The sequence below is a fragment of the Rhizobacter terrae genome, assembly GCF_003852895.1.
GTDB lineage: Bacteria > Pseudomonadota > Gammaproteobacteria > Burkholderiales > Burkholderiaceae_C > Albitalea > Albitalea terrae.
Window position 1 is genome coordinate 1,345,461 of the sequence record NZ_QUSW01000001.1, and the last position, 19,499, is coordinate 1,364,959.

Here is a 19,499-nt window from a genome sequence, read left to right on the forward strand (position 1 = left end):
CTCAGGGCGCGAGATCGTCCGACGACCACTCGGTCACGGCGAAGGTCGCGCGCCCGGCCCGCTTGGCGCGGTACAGGGCCTCGTCGGCCTTGGCGATGATCTGCTCGGGCGTCACCTTCGTGCCAGCATCGACGAAGGCCACGCCGATGCTGGAGCTGAGCGCGAGCCCGCCCGCCGCTTCGCCGAAAGCCGGGCCCAGCGCCTGGCCGATCTTGCGCGCCACGATTTGCGCCTCGGCGCTGTCGTTCAGGCCTTCGAGCACGATCACGAATTCATCGCCGGCCAGGCGTGCCACCGTGTCGGTGCTGCGCACGCAATGCACCAGCCGCACGGCGAATTCCTTGAGCACTTCGTCGCCCACGCCATGGCCGTGCTTGTCGTTGATCTGCTTGAAGTGGTCGATGTCCAGGAAGAGCACCGCCAACGGACGGCCCGAGCGGCGGCTGCGCTTGACGGCCTGGTCGAGCTTTTCCTCCAGCTGGCGGCGGTTGGGCAGGCTGGTGAGCGTGTCGATTCGGGCCAGTTCGTTCAGGCGCCGCTCCACCTGCTTCAGGGCCGTCACGTCGCTGGCCACGGCGTACAGGCCTGCCACGGTGCCGTCCGGGCGCACGTCGGGGATGTAGACGTTCTGCAGGCAGCGCAGCTGGCCGCGCATCTCCGATTCGACCTCGAACACCACCCGCTCGCCTTTCAGGGCGCGGTCGATGTTGTGGCGGCGCTGGCTGTGCAGCACCGGGCCGACGACCTCGATGAGCTTGCGGCCGACGGCATCGCCGGGCGCCACGCCCATCCATTCGTGGAAGGTCTCGTTGACGAACTGCAGGCGGTGGTCGGCATCGATGTACGAGATGATCACCGGCACGTTGTTGGTGATGTCGCGCAGACGCTTCTCGCTGGCCGACAACCGCTCCTGCGCCGCCCGCCGCCCGGAGATGTCGTGCAAGAAGGCGTTGGCGGTATAGGTGTCGCCGTTCTTCATCGCCGCGATGGACAGTTGCACCGGGATCTCGTGGCCGTCCCGGTGCAGCGCATTCACTTCGAGGCGGTTGTTGATCACCGGCCCCACGCCCGTGCGCACGAAGTGCTTCATGCCGGCGTTGTGGCCCGCGCGCATGCCTGGAGGAATCAGCAGGTCCGACAGCAACTGGCCCAGGACCTCGTCGCGCTGCCATCCGAAAGTGAGCTCGGCCTGCCGGTTCCACTCGTCGATGCGGCCCTCTTCGTCGATGCTGATGAAGGCATCCGGCGCGTTGGTGATGATGCTGCGCACGCGCGCCTCGGATTCGGCACGCAAGGCGATTTCGCGGTCGAGCTGGGCCGTGCGCTGGGCCAGCGACTCGGTCATCGCGTTGAAGCTGCGATTGAGTTCACCGAGTTCGTCCTCGGTATGCCCCTTCAGCCGCATGTTCAGGTCGCCGCGTTCCACAGCCGCGGTGGCGCGCCCCAGCCGGGCCACCGGCCCCAGCACGCGCCGCATGACCAGCAGGGCTTGCGCCAGCAGCAGCGCGACGACGAGGGCGAATGCGGCCATGCCGTAGTGCTGCGAGCGCCGCTCGGCCTCCATCTGCGTGGCCGACGCCTCGCGCGCCCAGCGGTAGGCGCCGTCGGCAAGGATCTGCGTGGCCGTGAGCAATTCGTCGACCAGGAATTCCTGGCGGCGCGTCTTCAGCGGCGAATCCGGCGACCCCGGCAGTTCCAGCAGCCGGTCGAACACCTGCGGCAGGTCACCGTTGGTGCGGCGCAGGCTTTGCAAGGCGGGCGATTCATGCCCGCCGGCCAGGATGAGCGCGAGCGCCGCCTGGCGCTGCTGCCATTGCTGCGCCGCCCGTGGTTCGAAGTGCAGCACGTACTCCTGTGTGAGCACCAGCAGGTTGGCGGTCTCGCGCGAGGCCTCCTGCGCATGTTCCTCTTCGGCGCTCGCGTCGGCGGCCGCGGCCACCGCCAGCCACACGATGATGCCGCCGCCCAGCGTGGCCAGCAGCGCCGCCACGGCCGAGGTGAGCAAGAGGGTGCGGATCTTCATCAGCGGGCGATGTTCGAGGCGTCGGGCAGCACCGACTTCAGCGGCACAGCATGCACGAAGCCGAGGTAGTTGGGAATCTGCTTGCCGCTGACGTGGCCTTCGCGCATCGCCCAGCGCGCCTCGCTCTCCAGCGTCTTGATGAGGGACTGGTCCAGCGCCAGCCGGAACTGAAGGCCGGGCCAGACCCAGTCGATGAAGGCCTGGTCACCGGAAAGCCGGTCCATCATGATGCGTTGCGCGCGCTGCGGCTGTTGCTGGATGAAGCGCTCGGCGCGCTCCACCGCACGCAGCAGCGCCGCCAGGTCGGCGTCGCGCGGCCCGGCCAGCTTGCGGCTCGTCACCAGGTTGAAGGTCACCGTGTAGATGCCGGTGGCATTGAGCACCTGCACGCCGCCCTTCATCGCCTTGACCGTGCGCCAGGCATACGGCTCCCAGACCGACAGCGCCTCCACGCGCCCCGAGGCCAGCGCCTGCGGCATGTCCTCGGGCTGAACATTCACCATCTGCAGCTGGCGGGGCTCCACGCCGTGCATCATCAGCATGCTGTCCAGGAAGAACTGCCCGGACGTCCCCGCCGCCACCCCGATGCGGCGGCCGGCCAGCTGCGAAGGCCGGTCGATGCCCGAGTCCTTGCGCACGACGAGCTTGGAATCGTTGGTCGTCGAAGCAAAGGTGCCGATGACGCAGAAGTCGTTGCGCTCGAAGCTGCGAAAGACGATGGGGGTGTCGGCCACCGTGGCCACGTCGGCATCGCCGTCGAGCATGGTCTTCATGCAGCGGGCCCCGCTCACGCATTCGATGACCTTCACGTCCAGGCCTTCGGCCGCGAACAGTCCTTCGTGCTGGGCGACCAGCAGCGGCAGGGCCATGGGATTGAGCGCCACGGCGACGGTGAGCGGCGCAGCCAACGCCAGGACAGGCGCCAGCACAAAACCCGCAGCGACAGCAGACAACACGCGCAGTCTCATGTGACACGCCTCCGGAAGGGCCGCCTTGAACGGTTGGGGCGGGTCATGCTCGGTTTCGGCCCGGGACAGGGGAACTTGAGCATGCCACGCCCGGCTGCGAGCACTCTACAAAGGCCCGCCCCCGGCAGGGTTGCGGCCGAACCCTCGGTATCGCGGGCTCAGTACAGGCCGGGTTCGCCCGCGGGCCGCGTCTTGAAGCGCTTGTGGACCCAAAGGTATTGCGCCGGGTTGCGGCGGATCTCCCGCTCGATCCAGCGGTTCATTGCCGTGGTGTCTGCCAATGCATCTTCGGTGGGAAAGTCCGTCCAGGGATCGAGGAACCGGACCCGGTAGCCCTGCCCGCCCGGCAGCATCTCGGCCACCACGGGCTGCACGACCATGTCCAGGGCCCGCGCCATGCGCGACGGCGCCAGCAGTGTGGCCGCGCTCACGCCGAAGAAGGGCACGAAGGCAGCATCTCGCTCGCCGAAATCCATGTCGGGCAGGTTGAAGAAGGCCCAGCCCTTGCGGATCGCGCGGATCAGCGGCTTGGCCGAATCGCTGCGCGGGAACACGTCGCCCTGGTTGAAGCGCAGGCGGCCGCGGCGGATGGCGGCGTCCATGACCGGATCGCTTTGCTCCTGGTAGATGGACGCCACCTGCTGGCGCTGGAAGATCTGCGTGGCGGCGCCGGCCACGTCCAGGGCCATGAAGTGCGGCACCAGCCACATCACCGGGCGGTCGCTGCGCTCGGCGAGCGTCACGTCGCCTTCGACGTGGATGAGGCGCTTGAGCCGGCTGACCGGCGCGAACCACAGCACGCCGCGTTCGACGATGCTGCGGCCCAGCCAGAGGAAGTGCTCCTTCACGAGTGCCCGGCGCTGCGGCTCGGACATCTCCGGGAAGCACAGTTCGATGTTGCGCAATGCGATGCGCCGGCGCGACCCAGCCAGCGCATGCAGCAGCCGGCCGAGCCCGCGCCCGGCGGCCGCCAGCAGCGGCAGCGGCAGCCAGTGCAGCACCCAGAACAGCCCGAGGAGGATGCGAGAGCCCAACGTCAATCCTTGTGGTTTTCAGCAGCGGCGGCCGTGCCGTCCAGCGCCATCTCCGGTCGCGGTGCCTTGTAGCGGTCGTAGCCCCACAGGTATTGCCCGGGGTCTTGGCGGATGACGGCTTCCATGGCCCGGTTCACGGCGGCGGCCGATTCTGCCTGAGCGGCCGCGCCCTCTGGCAGCGGTTCGGTGAAGGGCGCAAGGTGGATGACCCAGCCCCGGCCAAGCGGCAGCCGCTCGCCCCAGGCCAGCAGGAGCACCGCGCCGGTCTGCTGCGCCAGCCGGGCGGCGAGGGTCATGGTGTAGGCCGGACGGCCGAAGAAGGGCGCCCACACGCCCATGTCCGCCGGCGGCACCTGGTCGGGCAGCAGGCCCACCGCTTCGCCGCGCCGCAGGGCGCGGATCATCTGGCGAACGCCCGCCAGGGTGGCTGGCGCCGTCGCCAGGCCCGGCCGCCCGCGCGAGGTGTCGACGAGTTCGCGCAGCCAGGCCTTGCGCGCCGGACGGTAGAGCACGGTGATGGGGCCTTGCGCCGCGGAGAAGCGCTCGGCGTAGCCTTGCGCCGTGACCTCGAACGACCCCATGTGGGGCGTGAGGAACAGGATGCCTTTGCCCTGCGCATGCGCGGCGCGGATCAGTTCGTCGCCCTCCCAGCTCAGCCGGCGGCCGAGCGCAACGGTGGCCGGGCGCATCCACAGGTACGGCAACTCCATCAGGAGCCGCCCGGAATGGCCGATGGCACGGCGCGCCCGCGAAGGCGGCACGCCGGCCTGCCGGACATTGGCGTCAAAACGGCGGCGGTAGCTGCCCGACAGCAGGTAGCTGGCCCAGCCGAGCGTCCCCCCTAGAACGTGCAGAAACCACAAAGGGCATCGCGAGAGCCAGCGAAACAGGGTCTGCATGTTTCTTATAATGCGCGTATCGCCGAGTTATTGAACTACTTGCGGGGCGAGGGCATCCGGCCCACATACCGCTAAAGCGTTCGCCGAATCTCACCCAATCAGGGCGGCAACGCATCTGTGTGCAACCTGACGGGAGTTTACGAGTGTCGTCGAACGATTTCCTTTTCACGTCCGAGTCGGTGTCCGAGGGGCATCCCGACAAGGTCGCCGACCAGATCTCTGACGCCATCCTCGACGCGATCTTCGCGCAGGATCCGCGTTCACGCGTGGCCGCTGAAACGCTGTGCAACACCGGCCTGGTGGTGCTGGCCGGCGAGATCACCACCAACGCGCATGTCGACTACATCCAGGTCGCACGCGACACCATCAAGCGCATCGGCTATGACAACACCGAATACGGCATCGACTACAAGGGCTGTGCCGTGCTCGTGGCCTATGACAAGCAGTCCAACGACATCGCCCAGGGCGTGGACCACGCGTCCGACGATCACCTGAACACCGGCGCCGGTGACCAGGGCCTGATGTTCGGCTACGCCTGCGACGAGACGCCCGAGCTGATGCCCGCGCCGATCTACTACGCCCACCGCCTCGTGGAGCGCCAGGCCCAGCTGCGCAAGGACGGCCGCCTGCCCTTCCTGCGCCCGGACGCCAAGAGCCAGGTGACGATGCGCTATGTCAACGGCAAGCCCCACAGCATCGACACGGTCGTGCTGTCCAGCCAGCACGCGCCCGAGATGAGCGACGGCAAGAAGATGAAGCCCGAGTTCACCGAAGCGGTGATCGAGGAGATCATCAAGCCGGTGCTGCCCAAGGAGTGGCTCAAGGACACCAAGTTCCTGATCAACCCGACCGGCCGCTTCGTCGTCGGCGGCCCGCAAGGTGACTGTGGCCTGACCGGCCGCAAGATCATCGTCGACACCTACGGCGGCGCCTGCCCGCACGGCGGTGGTGCGTTCTCCGGCAAGGATCCGACGAAGGTCGACCGTTCGGCCGCCTACGCCGCGCGCTACGTGGCCAAGAACATCGTGGCGGCGGGCCTGGCCCGCCAGTGCCAGATCCAAGTGGCCTATGCCATTGGCGTGGCCAAGCCGATGAACGTGACGGTCTATACCGAAGGCACGGGCGTGATCTCCGATGACAAGATCGCCGCGCTGGTCAACGAGTACTTCGACCTGCGTCCGAAGGGCATCATCCAGATGCTGGACCTGCTGCGTCCGATCTACGGCAAGACGGCCGCCTACGGCCACTTCGGCCGGGAAGAGCCGGAGTTCAGCTGGGAACGCACGGACAAGGCCAAGACCCTGCGCGCAGCGGCAGGTCTCTGAGGAACTCGGGGAAGTTAGAGGCGAAACCCGCGCTTTTCACACCCCGGAGTCTGATAAAAATGGCGCCCTCGCGGCGCCATTTGCTTTTCCACGGCTGCCTGCGCCCCCACATCAACGGAGTTCGTCGAATGAGATTCCTGAAAACATGGCTCGTCGCTGCGATGGCCACGTGGACGCTCGCGTCCATGCCGGCAGCGGCCGCCCCCCTGAGCATCGAGGACATCTGGAAGGCGCCGCAGTTCCGCAGTCCCACGCTGTCGCCCAACGGCCAGTACATGGCGGTCACGATGGCGGTGAAGGAGCGCATGAACCTCGCCATCGTGGACCTCGCCACGCGCAAGGCCTCCATCATCACCAACTTCGACGGCGACGATGTGGTGGACGTCAGCTGGGTGGGCAACGAGCGCCTGGTGTTCTCCATCGGCCAGTTGAACAAGCCGGTGGGTGACGCGGCGCAACTCAGCCAGGGCGGGTTGTTCACCATCACGCGCGAGGGCAAGGAATTCCGGGTGATCTCGCCCAGCATCAAGCAGCAGATCGGTTCAGGACAGATGACCCTGCGGTCCTGGGAATATGCCGGACGCGTTCAGGGCAGCGAGGAAGAAATCTTCGCCACGGCCAACGAGCCCAGCGTGCGGTCGAACGACCTCTACAAGGTCAACGTGAAGACGGGCAAGCGCGAACTCCTCACGCAAGGCAGGCCCGACCTCACCGAAAGCTACGTCCTCGATCGCAACGACGTTCCGCGCGTCGCGACCGCCTTCCTCAAGGATGAACCGGTGGTCATCGTGAACTACCGGGAGGACGCGAAGTCGCCGTGGCAGGAGCTGACCCGCTTCAACATCGGAAGCGAAGGCATGATCCCGATGTACTTCGACGACGACAACCAGACGCTGATCGTCGCCTCGAACGTCGGCCGCGCCACGACCGGCATCTTCAAGTACGACCCGAAGAAGAAGCAGCTGGGCGAACTGCTGGCGCAGCATCCGCGCTTCGACATGGGCGCCGCCGCCAACGGCGAACGGCTGCCCGGCATCATCGTGGACCCGAAGACCCGCCAGGTCGCAGGTTTCGCGGTGGCCGGCGCGAAGTACGAGACAGTCTGGATCGATCCGACCTACGCGTCCTTGCAGAAGTCGATCGACGCCGCGCTGCCTGACACGATCAACACCTTCCGGCGCATTCCCAACGGCAACCGCCTGCTGATCACCTCCTACTCCGACCGCAAGCCGGCGCGCTGGTACATCCTCGACCAGGACAAGAAGTCGCTCGAGGATCTGTTCACCAGCCGCCCCTGGTTGACGCCGGACAAGCTCGTGCCGATGCAGACGGTGTTCTACAAGACGCGCGATGGCCAGGAACAGATGGCCTACCTGTTCGTGCCGGCAGACCGCAAGGCCGGTGAGCGCCTGCCGATGGTCGTGCACATCCACGGCGGCCCGTGGGCGCGTGCCGACATGTGGGGCACCATGGGCTTCGGCGAGCGCGAAGGCCAGCTCTTCGCCTCGCGTGGCTACGCCGTGCTCGTGCCGCAGTTCCGCGGCACCACGGGCCTGGGCACCAAGCTGTACACGAGCTCGGTGCACCAGATGGGCAAGAACATGCAGAACGACATCGAGGACGCCACCGACTGGGCCATCAAGGAAGGCTATGCCGATGCCGGTCGGGTGTGCCTGTCGGGCGCAAGCTATGGCGGCTACTCGACCCTCATGGGCCTGGCCAAGACGCCGGCCAAGTACAAGTGCGGCGTGTCCGGCCTCGCGGTCACCGATCTCGAGCTGATCATGACCTCCACCTACGGCGACATCCCCCGCAGCGAGATCGGCCTGAAGATCTGGAAGGCGATGGCCGGCGATCCGGACAAGGACGCCGCGATGCTGAAGGAAGTGTCCCCGGTCAACCTGGCCAAGCGCATGAAGGCCAACATCCTCATCTATGCCGGCATCGACGACATCCGCGTGCCGCTGGAGCAGATGAAGAACATGCGCTCCGCACTGGAAAAGGAAGGCAAGAGCGTGGTGTGGATCGCCAAGGAAGAGGAAGGCCACGGCTTCGCCAAGCTTGAAAACAACGTGGACCTGTACACCCAGGTGCTGGACTTCCTCGACAAGAACATCGGCAAGAGCTCGCTCAAGCCCTGAGGCCAGCGGCCTGGCGTCCGAGGGGGCATCATCTCGGGCATATGGCCCTGCCCCCTCCCCAGCTCGACGACCTGCGCCGCCATGCGGTGGCGCGGTCCCTCTTCAAGCCGACGACGCTTCATTCAGCGATCCGCAGGCTCGGCTTCATCCAGGCCGACCCGATCCGGGCGCCCGCCCGCGCGCAGGACCTCACGCTGCGCCACCGCGTGAAGGACTATCGCGCCGGCGACCTCGAACGCCGGTATCCACGGCTGCAGGTGGAAGAGGACTTCTTCGTCAACTACGGTTTCCTCAGCGCCGACCTGCAGCGCCTGATGCATCCGCGCACGCCGCGCGCTGCCTGGCCGGCTGCGACCCGCAAGCGGTCGCAGGCACTGCTTGACTTCATCCGGGAACGCGGCGAGGTCCATCCCCGCGAGGTCGATGCGCACTTCGCGCACGGCAGCGTGGAGAACTACTGGGGCGGTTCGTCCAGCGCCACCACGCACCTGCTGGACGGCATGCACTACCGCGGCCTCATCCGCGTCGCGCGTCGCGAGAACGGCATCCGCATCTACGCAGCCCACGAGCATGCCGACGCGCCGCTGGACGCGGCCCAGCGCAGGGAGCAGCTCGATGCGCTGGTCGACGTGATCATTCGCAAGTACGCCCCGCTGCCGGCGGCCAGCCTGAGCAACCTCGTGCGCCGGCTGCGCCACGGCACGCCGCAGTGGCAGGCCGACCTCACCGCGGCCATCCAGCGCGCGAGGCAACGGCTGTCGCATGCACGCATCGACGGCGTCGACTGGTTCTGGCCGGCCGACGAGAAACCGTCATCGTCCCGGCACGCACTGAAAGACGAAGTCCGCCTGCTCGCGCCCTTCGATCCCATCGTCTGGGACCGCCGCCGCTTCGAGCTGTTCTGGGGATGGGCCTACCGGTTCGAGGCGTACACACCTGCAGCCAAGCGCAAGCTCGGCTACTACGCCTTGCCCCTGCTGTGGTGCGACCAGGTCGTCGGCTGGTGCAACGCCAACACGGACAGCGGCCGCCTGAAAGCAAGCTTCGGCTACGTCGAGGGACGCGCCCCGCGGGATCGCGCATTCCGCTCGGCCCTGGCCGACGAGGTCGACCGGCTCAAGCTGTTCCTCGATCTCTGAGCTTCAGATCGTGCGCCGCACGGCCACCAGCCGCTGCGCGATCTCCGCGAAGCCCGCTCCACGCTCGGAGGCGGTGACGTAGGCCGGCCACACGTCGAGCTGGTCCGCGAACGCCAGCAGGTTCGCCACACCCACGCTCAGCGGGAAGTGCCCGAACATCTGCTGGTCGTTGGTGGAGTCGCCCACGTACACCCAGGCCGATCGCTCGGCCTCGATGTCGCGCCCGAGGAGCCTCTGAACGATCCAGCGCGCGCCGCTGAGCTTGGTGTGTCCGCCATACCAGCCGTTGATGTGGATGGAGCTCACCGTGGCGTGCATGCCTTCGTCACGCATCACGCGAACGACCTCGTCGATCTGCGACTGCGACAGCTGCGCGAATTCCGAATGGTCGATGGCGATGTCGGTGACGCGCCCTTCGCTGTCGCGCGACAGGCTGGTGCCAGGCACCTCGGCCAGCACGCGAGCGGCCGCGGCCTTCAGGCGCACCGCGTTCGCTGCGCGCGTGGCCTCGTCCTGCGAATACTCGACCAGCAGCGACCCATCCTGCTTGAACAAGGCCACGGCCCCGTTCTCCGCCACGATGGCATCGATGGGCCAGGACTGCGCGAACGGCAGGCTCCATCCCATCGGGCGGCCGGTGATGGCAATCACCGGCAAGCCTGCGGCCCGCAAGGCCTCCAGCGCCAGCATGGCATCGCCGGTGATCGCACCGGCGGTCGTGAGGGTGTCGTCGATGTCGGTCAGGACACCGGCCACCGCCCGGGCTTCATGCTCGGACAGGGCCGTCCAGGGCCTGGAGGGCAGCACATTCATGTGCCGCAGTCTGGCACAGCCGGCGTGGGATCAGGCTGGCTTCTTGCGCGAGACGTTCAGCAGGATCGACGTCGCCGCCTCGCCGTTCTTTCCGGCGGACACCATGACCTGGATGACTTCGCTCTTGGCCTCGTTGACGAGCATCAGCGTCGTGCTGCTGCCTTCGGCCATGTCCATGAACTGGCGGCCGCTCGACATCGCCTTCAGGCGCTCGCGGTAGAACGCAGCCGCCTTCTCCGGCGAGTCGGTCGTTTCCAGCGGCACCATCATGCCCATCTCGTTGTTGTTCACCACCTTCATGACGTGGCTGTTGTCGATCTTGGCGCCCGGGTAGAACGGCAGCCCGAGGTCAGCCTCCGAGACGGCAGAGGCATTGCCCATCTCGAACTCCTTCTTCGTGCCGTCCTTGTCGACGGTGACGCTCTTGATCGTGCCCGACGACAGGTCGACCTTGGCTTCGGTGGCGCCATCCTTCTTCATCTGCGCCTCCATGCTCTTTTCCATCGCCTTTTCGGTCACGGCTTCGGAGGCTTTCTGGCAGCCGGCCAAGCCGGCCACGAATGCGAGGACGGCGCAGGCGGCCGCGGTTCGAATGGCTTGTTTCACGCAAATCTCCCTCGTGGTTGCCCGTCACGGGCGAAGGGGAATTCTAGGAGCCGTCCCACCGGAGCCACCCCTGCGTTCGTGGGATGAATCACGCAGCTTTGGCAACGGCGGGTAACTGCTCCGCTACAATGCGTCCCACTTTCCGAGGAGCGTTGCAAGGCACCTGCCACAGGTCCCCAGGCTCGGAACATCGAACTGCAACCGCGCTCACCCGCACGACGTGTCCGGCGTGGGTGAGTTCCAAGATCTCCCCCACCTTCGCGTCCGCGGGTTCCTGAACGAACTAGGAGCCACACATGAACGCTGCCGTCCTCAAGACCACCGCCGACCACGCGATCGCGGACATCACCCTTGCCGCCTGGGGCCGCAAGGAAATCAGGATTGCCGAGACCGAAATGCCCGGCCTCATGGCCATCCGCGACGAATTCGCCAAGACCCAGCCGCTCAAGGGCGCGCGCATCACCGGGTCGCTGCACATGACCATCCAGACCGCCGTGCTCATCGAGACGCTGCAGGCGCTGGGCGCCAAGGTGCGCTGGGCCTCGTGCAACATCTTCTCCACGCAGGACCACGCCGCCGCCGCGATCGCCGAGGGCGGCACACCGGTCTTCGCCGTCAAGGGCGAGACGCTGGCCGACTACTGGGACTACACCCACCGCATCTTCGACTTCGGCCCCAAGGGTGCCGATGACGAAGGCCCGAACATGATCCTGGACGACGGCGGCGACGCGACGCTGCTGATGCACCTGGGCCAGAAGGCCGAGAAAGATGCGTCGCTCATCAGCGATCCCAAGAGCGAGGAAGAGCGCTGCCTGTTCGCCTCCATCAAGGCCAAGCTCGCCGAAGACCCGACCTGGTACACCCGCAAGGCCGCCAAGATCATCGGCGTGACGGAAGAGACCACCACGGGCGTGCACCGCCTCAACGAGATGAGCGCCAAGGGCACGCTGCTGTTCCGCGCCATCAACGTGAACGACTCGGTCACCAAGAGCAAGTTCGACAACCTCTACGGCTGCCGCGAGTCGCTGGTGGACGGCATCAAGCGCGCCACCGACGTGATGATCGCCGGCAAGGTCGCGGTCGTGGCCGGCTACGGCGACGTGGGCAAGGGCTCGGCCCAGGCGCTGCGCGCGCTGAGCGCCCAGGTGTGGGTCACCGAGATCGACCCCATCAACGCCCTGCAGGCCGCGATGGAAGGCTACCGCGTGGTGACCATGGAGTACGCCGCCGACAAGGCCGACATCTTCGTGACGACCACCGGCAACAAGGACGTCATCACGCACGACCACATGAAGGCCATGAAGGACCAGGCCATCGTCTGCAACATCGGCCACTTCGACAACGAGATCGACGTCGCGTCGCTCGAGCAGTACCAGTGGGACGAGATCAAGCCGCAGGTCGACCACGTGATCTTCCCTGACGGCAAGCGAATCATCCTGCTGGCCAAGGGCCGCCTGGTGAACCTGGGCTGCGGCACGGGCCACCCGAGCTACGTGATGAGTTCCAGCTTCGCGAACCAGACGATCGCGCAGATCGAGCTGTTCACCAAGCCTGACGCGTACAAGGCGGGCAAGGTGTATGTGCTGCCCAAGCATCTCGATGAGAAGGTGGCACGCCTGCAGCTGTCCAAGCTGGGTGCGCAGCTGACCGTTCTGACCGATGCGCAGGCCGCCTACATCGGCGTGAACAAGAACGGTCCGTACAAGCCCGACACGTATCGCTACTAAGCCCACCCCCTGCGGCCTTCGGCCGCCCCCTCGAGGTGGCCGCACCAGTGGCCCGGCACAGCCGGCTCCACGGTGCGTGCTTGATGAGGGCCGTGATTGGACATTTCAGTGCGAGCCGACCAACTCATCGTCGACCGAGGCATGGCCCCCACGCGATCTGCCGCACAACGGCTGATCGCCGCCGGTGCCGTGCACTGGCTCGGCCCCAAGGGCTGGGCGGCACCACGCAAGGCGGGCGAGGACCTGCCTGAAGGCTGCGAGCTGCGGCTCACCGACGATGCGGAACTGCGTTTCGTCGGCCGCGGCGGATTGAAACTGGAAGGCGCACTCGTTCGCGCCGGCATCGACGTCACCGGCATGACCTGCCTGGACGTCGGCCAAAGCACCGGCGGCTTCACCGATGCCCTGCTCCAGCGGGGCGCGGTGCAGGTCGTGGGTGTGGACGTGGGCCATTCGCAGCTGCACGACAGCCTGCGCCAAGATGCCCGCGTCAGGGCGTTCGAAAGCGTCAACGCACGCCACCTCGACCGCGCCATCCTGGGCGACGCCATGCCCGAGGCCGGCTTCGACCTCGTCGTGGGCGACCTGTCCTTCATCTCGCTGTCGCTGGTGCTGCCGGCACTGGCGCCGCTGATGGCTTCATCCGGCCAGTTGCTGATGCTCGTGAAGCCGCAGTTCGAGCTGCAGCCGGAGTTCATCGGCAAGGGCGGACTGGTGAAGGATGAATCGTCGTTCGTGATGGTCGAAGCACGCATCCGCCGTGCCTGCACCGATGCAGGCCTGCAGGTGCAGGACTATTTCCCGAGCCCGATCGCCGGCGGCGACGGCAACCATGAATTCTTCGTCCACGCGCGGCGTGGACAGACCCGATGAAGGGGCATCGATGAGCAACACCAAGCAAGTGCCGATCAGCTTCGAGTTCTTCCCGCCCAACACGCCGGTGGGCGACGAGAAGCTCAGGACCGTGGTGCAGGAACTCGGCGCGATGAAGCCGGAGTTCTTCAGCGTCACCTACGGCGCGGGCGGTTCCACCCGCGAGAAGACGCTGAACACGGTGATGGCGATCGCCAAGGCCGGCTTCGAGGCGGCGCCGCACCTGTCGTGCGTGGGCTCCACGCGCGGGGGGCTGAAGGAGATCCTCGACACCTACCGCGCACAGGACATCCACCGCATCGTCGCCTTGCGCGGCGACATGCCCAGCGGCACGGCCATGGCCGGCGAGTTCCGCTACGCCGCGGAGCTGGTGCGCTTCATCCGCGAGACGCAGGGCAAGGACTGGCACATCGAGGTCGCCGCCTATCCCGAGTACCACCCTGAGCAGCGCTATGCGCGGCGCGACCTTCAGCACTACGTCGACAAGGTGCGCGCAGGCGCCAGCTCATCGATCACGCAGTTCTTCTTCAACCCGGACTGCTACTTCCACTTCGTCGAGGAGACGAAGAAAATGGGCGCCGACGCACCGGTGGTGCCGGGCATCATGCCCTTCCACAACTACGCCAAGATCGCGCAGTTCGCGCAGCGCGATGGCATCGAGATCCCGCGCTGGGTGGCCTTGAAGATGGAAGGCTTCATGGACGACTCCGCGTCCATCCGCGCCTTCGGCCTGGATGTGGTCGCCGAGCTGTGCGAGCGGCTCATCGCCGGTGGCGCGCCGGGCATCCACTTCTACACGATGAACCAGTCGGCGCTCACCATCGAGCTGTGCAAGCGGCTGAACCTGGGCTGATCAGCCCTCGGCCTCCCAGACGACGCCGTCATCGGTGATGAGGGCGTCCAGCGGCAGGTCACCCGGCTTGGAGCGCAGCAGCGGCAGGAAGCCATTGGAATAGCACAGGCCCACCATCTTCGGCCGCGGCGTGATGGTGGCCATCGTGCGGTCGTAGAAGCCGCCGCCGTAACCCAGCCGCACGCCGGCCGGGCCGTAGCCCACGCACGGCACGAGCAGCAGCTGCGGCTCGAAGACCTCGGTGCCCTTGGGCTTGGGAATGTCGTAGGCGTCCAGCTCCGTCGGGCAGCCGGGGTACCAGACGTGGAACTTCAGGGAGCCGGCCTCGCGGTCCACCACCGGCAGGCCGATGCGGCGCTTGTCGTCGGTCTCTGACCACCGATACAGCGCCGGCAGGGGGTCGAACTCGCCCTTGATGGGCCAGTAGGCGCCGATGGTCATCTCCTTGCGGCCCACCAGCCACACGCGCAGCACGCTTTGCAGCGCCACCGCACGCTCCAGCCGGTCGGGCAGCGCCTGGCGCGCGGCGATCAGCTTCTTGCGAAGCGCTGCCGCCTGTTCGTCATCGCTCTTGTCGGATTCCATTCGTTTCGTGAAGGCCGTTGCCGCGAATGGGCCCATTGTGCAAGATGCCGCGCATGGCCTACGAAGAACTCGCCGCGCACAGCGCGGAACTGCTGGCGCCCCTGGGCGCCGTGAAACTGCGCCGCATGTTCGGCGGGCACGGCATCTACGTCGATGACCTGTTCATCGCGCTGATCGCCTTCGACCAGCTCTTCCTCAAGACGGATGACCAGACCCGCGCCCAGTTCGAAGGCGCGGGTGGCGAGCCGTTCGTCTACGAGGCGTCCGGCAAGCCGGTCACCGTCTCGGCTTACTGGACCGTGCCGGCCGAAGCGATGGAGTCGCCCGCCCTGATGCAACCCTGGGCCCGCCTGGCCATCGCTGCTGCGCTGCGTGCCAGGGCGTCCAAGCCCAGCTCGACCCGCCGCAAGCCGAAGGCCACGGAGGCCGCGCCAGCCGCCAAGCCGCGCAAGGCGAAAGCGGCTGCACCGCGGGGCAAGGCCTCGGCGCGCGGAAGCCGGGGATAGGCCGTCCAGGCCACCTCGACGGATTCACCGGCCGTCCACGGCTCGACCACCACGTGATCCGCCGGCTCGATGAAGAAGCGCTGGCCCGGCTCGACCACGTAGTCGTCCAGGTCGCCTTGCCGGGTCACCCACACACGTCCGCTCAGCACGGCGAATTCGCCGGCCAGCCGCTCGACACGAACCGGGGCGTCAAACTGCACCGCCGCCGCACCTGCTTGGGGGAAGACTTGCGTTCTCATCATCAATCTCCTGTAGGCCGAAACTGCTGTTTTGTTGTGACTGCCCCTGTATCATCGGCAAGACCCAGGGTTTACTCCAATGAATTCGAACAGGCCGTTTAATGCGGAATTGATATGAATACGCTGAGGCACCGCGCCCTGTCGCTGGGCAACCTGCGCGCGTTCGAGGCCGTCGCCCGGCGGCTGAACTTCAGCGAGGCTGCCGAGGAACTGCACGTCACGCAGTCGGCCATCAGCCGGCAGATCAAGGGCCTGGAAGACGAGCTGGGCGCGCCGCTGTTCACCCGCGGCACCCGGCATGTGGAGCTCACGAGCAGCGGGACCATGCTGCTGCGGGTGGTGGCGCCCTGGCTGGACCGGCTCGATGCCAGCGTGCGGCAGATCCGCCAGTCGCGCGGCCGGCGGGCGGTGCACCTCACGACTTTCCCGTCCTTCGCCTCGCTGTGGCTGCTGCCGCAGATCGAGGCCTTCCAGCGGGACCACCCCGACCTGGACATCCGCGTCTCGGCGAACGACCGCCTGGTGGACCTGGACGACCCTGAGATCGACATCGCCCTGCGCCACTGCACGCCGCAGGCGGCACCGGCCGGCGCCCAGCGCATGTTCGGCGAGGTGATGACGCCGGTCATCAGCCGCGCCCTGGCCGAGGACATCCGCCAGGGCAAGGCCCCGAAGCTGGACAACCCCTCGCAGCTTGCCGACTTCACCCTCATCGAGGAAGACGACCACCGCCCGAGCGGCGAACTGCTGAGCTGGCGACCCTGGCTCACCGCCATGGGCCACCGCAAGCTGCAGCCGCGGCGCTGGCTCTACCTGAACTACACCTACCAGCAGGTGCAGGCGGCACTCGCCGGGCAAGGCGTGGGGCTGGCACGGCTCGCGCTCGTGGCCGAACAACTGGGCCGCGGCGATCTCGTGGAGCCCTTCGGCCAGGAGGGCCGCACCAGCAGCCCCTATGCCTACTGGCTGATCACCACCAATGCCGGCCAGGGCCGCGAGGAAGTGAAGCAGTTCGCCGACTGGGTGAACGACCGGGCGGCCGACACCCGGCATGCCATCGGCGAGGTCAGCGAGGAAGACCTCAACACCGAATCGGACTGAGCGGCGCTCAGCCGCCGATCACGCCCTGCTCGGTCACCACCAGCATCAGCGGATGGTCATGCGCCTGCGGCCCGAGTTCGGCTTCGTCGATCTCGCAGCAAGCCCACGCCAGGCCCACCGCCGTGACGTGCGGATGCTCGGCCAGCCAGCGGTCGTAGTAGCCGCCGCCGTAACCGAGGCGGAAGCCCGTTCGCGTGAAACCCAGGCAAGGCACGAGCACCACATCCGGCTCGGCCGGCTTGCCCTGCGGCGAGGGAATCCCGCACTCGTCCTTCGCTTCAGGCGTGTGCCGATCCCATGCGCGAAAGTGCATTCGCACCGGCGATTTCGTGGCGAAGGGTAGAGCCAGCGCAAGGTCATCGAGATTTCTGTCTTCGAGGCATGCAACCGCTGCGTTAAATTCGGATCGAAGCGGCCAGTACAACCCCAGGCACTCGGGCATCAGTTCGGCCAGCACGTCGCTCAGGTGAGCGGCCAATGCGGGCGATGCCTCGGTGCCGGATGCCGCGACGAATCGGTCGCGGGTCTGATGCAGCCGGTCGCGCAGGGCTTTGCGCGGCGGCGCGGCGGATTCGTCGGGATGGCTGGCCACAATCTCAGGAAGGCATAGCAGTTGAAGACCTGCAGTTCAGTATATGGGCGTGCCCGCGGCAGGCTCGCGGCCTTGGCAAGCAGCGTGCTCGTGAGCGTGGGGGCCATGGCGCCCTGCATGCCGGCCCATGCGCAATCCACGCCCGACCCTGTCGCCGATGCGCGCGAGGCCTTCCGCAAGAAGGACCGCAACCGCCTGGCAGCGGCGCGCGCTGCGGCGATCTCCAGCCAGCATCCGCTGGCGATGTGGGCCGACTACTGGGAGCTGAGCAACCGGCTGAGCGAGGCCACGCAGGCCGAGGTCGACGGCTTCTACGCCCGCTGGAAGAACACCTACGTCGAGGACCGGCTGCGCAACGACTGGCTGCTGGAGCTGGGCCACCGCCGCGACTGGACCAACTTCGCGGCGGACTTCCCCAAGTTCCGCATGAACGACGACCGTGAGGTCACCTGCTATGCGCTGCTGACCAATCACCTCGCCGGCAAGGAGGTGGCCGATGCCGCCCGCGCCGCCTGGTTCGCGCAGCGCGAGGCCGACGACGGCTGCAACCTGCTGGCGGCCACGCTCATCGATGCCAAGCTGTTCGACTCCGCCGACGTGTGGCGCAAGACACGGCTGGCGATGGAAGCCGGCCGCGTGCGCGTGGCCAGGCAAGCCGCAGCGCTCATCAGCATTCCCACCGCCAGCCTGGTGCAGGACCTGTCGGACAGCCCCGCCAAGTTCATCACCCGCAAGGCCAGCGCCGCGGGCGGCCGCGCGAATGCCGAGATCGCCACGCTCGCGCTCATGCGCATGGCGTCCAATGATCCCGACGCCGCTGCCGGCGCCCTCACCGACCGCTGGGAGCGGACCCTGCCTCCGGATCTCGCCTCCTGGGCCTGGGCGAGCGTGGCCAAGCAGTCGGCGATGAAGCTGCTGCCCGAAGCCGCCGACCACTACCAGCACGCCCAACTCGTCTTCGCCAAGGACAAGAACCGCGAACTCGACTGGCCCGACGACACCATGGCCTGGAAGGCACGTGCCGCCTTGCGTGCCAACGACGGCAAGGGCCGCTGGCAGCAGGTGGTGCAGGCCATCGATGCCATGAGTCCCGAGGAGCAGCGCGACCCGTCGTGGATCTACTGGAAGGCGCGCGGCCTGCAGTCGCTGGCCCGCAACTCGCAGTCCGGCGACGCGATGCGCGACCAGTCGCGGCAGATGTTCGCCTCCATCGCCGGACAGCTGAGCTTCTACGGCGCGCTGGCCTCCGAAGCCATCGGCCAGCCGTTTGCCCTGCCCGCCGCGCCGCAGCCGCTGACCGCGGAAGAGCGTGCAGCCGCGACCGCCACGCCCGGCCTGGCCCGCGGCCTGCAGCTCGCGGCCCTGGGCCTGCGCGACGAAGGCCGCCGCGAGTGGAACTACACCCTGCGCGGCATGAGCGACCGCCAGTTGCTGGCCGCTGCGCAAGTGGCCTGCGACGCGCAGGACTGGCAGCTGTGCATCAACACCAGCGAGCGCACCAAGGCCGAAATCGACGTCGCGCAGCGCTACCCGACGCCCTACCGCGACGACATCGTGGCCCGCGCCAAGGAACTGGGCCTGGACCCGGCCTACGTGATGGGCCTGATCCGCCAGGAGACGCGCTTCATGGCGACGCTGCGCTCGCACGTCGGTGCCTCGGGGCTGATGCAGCTCATGCCCGCGACCGCGAAATGGACGGCGCGCAAGTACGGCGTCGAATACCGGCCTGAACTCATCAACGACCCCGGCACCAACCTGCGCCTGGGCACCGGCTACCTGCGCCACGTGCTCGATGCCTTCGAGGGCTCGCAGCCGCTGGCCGCCGCGGCCTACAACGCCGGGCCCGGCCGCCCGCGCCGCTGGCGCGAAGGCCCGGTGCTCGACACCTCGGCCTGGGCGGAGAACATCCCCTTTCCCGAGACGCGTGATTACGTGAAAAAGGTGATGTCCAACGCCACCATCTACGCTGCGCTGCTCAACGGCGAAGCCCCGGTGCTGCGCACGCGGCTGGGCCGGGTGGTGGGCCCGCGCGACGCGAACGCGCCGGAACCCGAGAAAGACCTGCCTTGACCTGA

At 67.3% G+C, this 19,499-nt stretch carries 17 protein-coding genes, 1 pseudogene and 1 riboswitch; of the genes and pseudogenes, 9 read left to right on the plus strand and 9 right to left on the minus strand.

What is annotated here, in order from left to right:
• Nucleotide 1: 1 nt before the first annotated feature.
• The 4 genes from DZC73_RS06225 to DZC73_RS06240 form a co-directional block, all read right to left on the minus strand.
• Nucleotides 2–2,023, minus strand: a complete 2,022-nt coding sequence (locus tag DZC73_RS06225; RefSeq protein ID WP_124539283.1) for a diguanylate cyclase domain-containing protein — start codon at nucleotides 2,021–2,023, stop codon at nucleotides 2–4.
• Nucleotides 2,023–2,991 (minus strand): ABC transporter substrate-binding protein, encoded by a 969-nt coding sequence (locus tag DZC73_RS06230; RefSeq protein WP_124539284.1) that lies wholly within the window; start codon nucleotides 2,989–2,991, stop codon nucleotides 2,023–2,025. Before DZC73_RS06230 ends, DZC73_RS06225 begins: the two co-directional genes overlap by 1 nt.
• A gap of 158 nt (nucleotides 2,992–3,149) precedes the next feature.
• Nucleotides 3,150–4,031 (minus strand): lysophospholipid acyltransferase family protein, encoded by an 882-nt coding sequence (locus DZC73_RS06235; RefSeq protein WP_124539285.1) that lies wholly within the window; start codon nucleotides 4,029–4,031, stop codon nucleotides 3,150–3,152.
• Nucleotides 4,028–4,924: a lysophospholipid acyltransferase family protein gene (locus DZC73_RS06240; protein WP_124539286.1), complete on the minus strand. Its 897-nt coding sequence runs from the start codon at nucleotides 4,922–4,924 to the stop codon at nucleotides 4,028–4,030. The genes DZC73_RS06235 and DZC73_RS06240 overlap by 4 nt, the downstream gene beginning before the upstream one ends.
• Before the next feature lie 143 nt (nucleotides 4,925–5,067).
• Between DZC73_RS06240 and metK the strand changes: the two genes are divergently transcribed.
• The 3 genes from metK (at nucleotide 5,068) to DZC73_RS06255 (ending at nucleotide 9,529) form a co-directional block, all read left to right on the plus strand.
• On the plus strand, nucleotides 5,068–6,249 hold the full coding sequence (metK, locus tag DZC73_RS06245) for a methionine adenosyltransferase (RefSeq protein WP_124539287.1): 1,182 nt from the start codon (nucleotides 5,068–5,070) through the stop codon (nucleotides 6,247–6,249).
• Nucleotides 6,250–6,377: 128 nt separating this feature from the next.
• The gene (locus DZC73_RS06250) at nucleotides 6,378–8,390 is read left to right on the plus strand and encodes an alpha/beta hydrolase family protein (protein WP_161974477.1); all 2,013 of its coding nucleotides are present in this window, start codon (nucleotides 6,378–6,380) and stop codon (nucleotides 8,388–8,390) included.
• A gap of 41 nt (nucleotides 8,391–8,431) precedes the next feature.
• The gene (locus tag DZC73_RS06255; RefSeq protein ID WP_407924088.1) at nucleotides 8,432–9,529 is read left to right on the plus strand and encodes a DNA glycosylase AlkZ-like family protein; all 1,098 of its coding nucleotides are present in this window, start codon (nucleotides 8,432–8,434) and stop codon (nucleotides 9,527–9,529) included.
• A 3-nt stretch (nucleotides 9,530–9,532) separates the two neighbouring features.
• Here DZC73_RS06255 and DZC73_RS06260 read toward each other — a convergent pair whose 3' ends face one another.
• Both DZC73_RS06260 and DZC73_RS06265 read right to left on the minus strand, forming a co-directional pair.
• Nucleotides 9,533–10,342: an HAD-IIB family hydrolase gene (locus tag DZC73_RS06260; protein ID WP_124539289.1), complete on the minus strand. Its 810-nt coding sequence runs from the start codon at nucleotides 10,340–10,342 to the stop codon at nucleotides 9,533–9,535.
• A gap of 30 nt (nucleotides 10,343–10,372) precedes the next feature.
• A complete protein-coding gene (locus DZC73_RS06265; protein WP_124539290.1) occupies nucleotides 10,373–10,948 on the minus strand; it encodes a hypothetical protein in 576 nt (191 codons plus the stop codon).
• Between the two features lie 138 nt (nucleotides 10,949–11,086).
• Nucleotides 11,087–11,164: riboswitch (S-adenosyl-L-homocysteine riboswitch) on the plus strand.
• A gap of 80 nt (nucleotides 11,165–11,244) precedes the next feature.
• Between DZC73_RS06265 and ahcY the strand changes: the two genes are divergently transcribed.
• The 3 genes from ahcY to metF all read left to right on the plus strand — a co-directional run bounded on the left by ahcY (nucleotide 11,245) and on the right by metF (nucleotide 14,401).
• Entirely contained in the window at nucleotides 11,245–12,675 is a 1,431-nt protein-coding gene (gene ahcY / locus DZC73_RS06270; RefSeq protein ID WP_124539291.1) for an adenosylhomocysteinase, read from the plus strand.
• Nucleotides 12,676–12,783: 108 nt separating this feature from the next.
• Nucleotides 12,784–13,548 (plus strand): TlyA family RNA methyltransferase, encoded by a 765-nt coding sequence (locus DZC73_RS06275; protein ID WP_124539292.1) that lies wholly within the window; start codon nucleotides 12,784–12,786, stop codon nucleotides 13,546–13,548.
• A gap of 10 nt (nucleotides 13,549–13,558) precedes the next feature.
• On the plus strand, nucleotides 13,559–14,401 hold the full coding sequence (gene metF / locus DZC73_RS06280) for a methylenetetrahydrofolate reductase [NAD(P)H] (RefSeq protein ID WP_124539293.1): 843 nt from the start codon (nucleotides 13,559–13,561) through the stop codon (nucleotides 14,399–14,401).
• On the opposite strand, the gene DZC73_RS06285 is transcribed toward metF, so the two are convergent.
• Entirely contained in the window at nucleotides 14,402–14,986 is a 585-nt protein-coding gene (locus DZC73_RS06285) for a 5-formyltetrahydrofolate cyclo-ligase (protein WP_124539294.1), read from the minus strand. It lies immediately after the preceding gene.
• Nucleotides 14,987–15,039: 53 nt separating this feature from the next.
• Between DZC73_RS06285 and DZC73_RS06290 the strand changes: the two genes are divergently transcribed.
• Complete coding sequence (locus DZC73_RS06290; RefSeq protein WP_124539295.1) at nucleotides 15,040–15,492, plus strand: TfoX/Sxy family protein; 453 nt, start codon at nucleotides 15,040–15,042, stop codon at nucleotides 15,490–15,492.
• Between the two features lie 47 nt (nucleotides 15,493–15,539).
• Here the strand turns inward: DZC73_RS06290 and DZC73_RS30660 are convergent.
• Nucleotides 15,540–15,734: pseudogene (locus DZC73_RS30660) on the minus strand (DUF2917 domain-containing protein); the annotation flags it as partial.
• A gap of 111 nt (nucleotides 15,735–15,845) precedes the next feature.
• Between DZC73_RS30660 and DZC73_RS06300 the strand changes: the two are divergent.
• Nucleotides 15,846–16,832 (plus strand): LysR substrate-binding domain-containing protein, encoded by a 987-nt coding sequence (locus DZC73_RS06300; RefSeq protein ID WP_124539297.1) that lies wholly within the window; start codon nucleotides 15,846–15,848, stop codon nucleotides 16,830–16,832.
• Nucleotides 16,833–16,839: 7 nt separating this feature from the next.
• Here the strand turns inward: DZC73_RS06300 and DZC73_RS06305 are convergent, their stop codons facing one another.
• On the minus strand, nucleotides 16,840–17,424 hold the full coding sequence (locus tag DZC73_RS06305) for a 5-formyltetrahydrofolate cyclo-ligase (RefSeq protein ID WP_161974479.1): 585 nt from the start codon (nucleotides 17,422–17,424) through the stop codon (nucleotides 16,840–16,842).
• 72 nt (nucleotides 17,425–17,496) lie between these two features.
• Between DZC73_RS06305 and DZC73_RS06310 the strand changes: the two genes are divergently transcribed.
• The gene (locus DZC73_RS06310) at nucleotides 17,497–19,494 is read left to right on the plus strand and encodes a lytic transglycosylase domain-containing protein (protein ID WP_235835007.1); all 1,998 of its coding nucleotides are present in this window, start codon (nucleotides 17,497–17,499) and stop codon (nucleotides 19,492–19,494) included.
• Nucleotides 19,495–19,499: the final 5 nt, after the last annotated feature.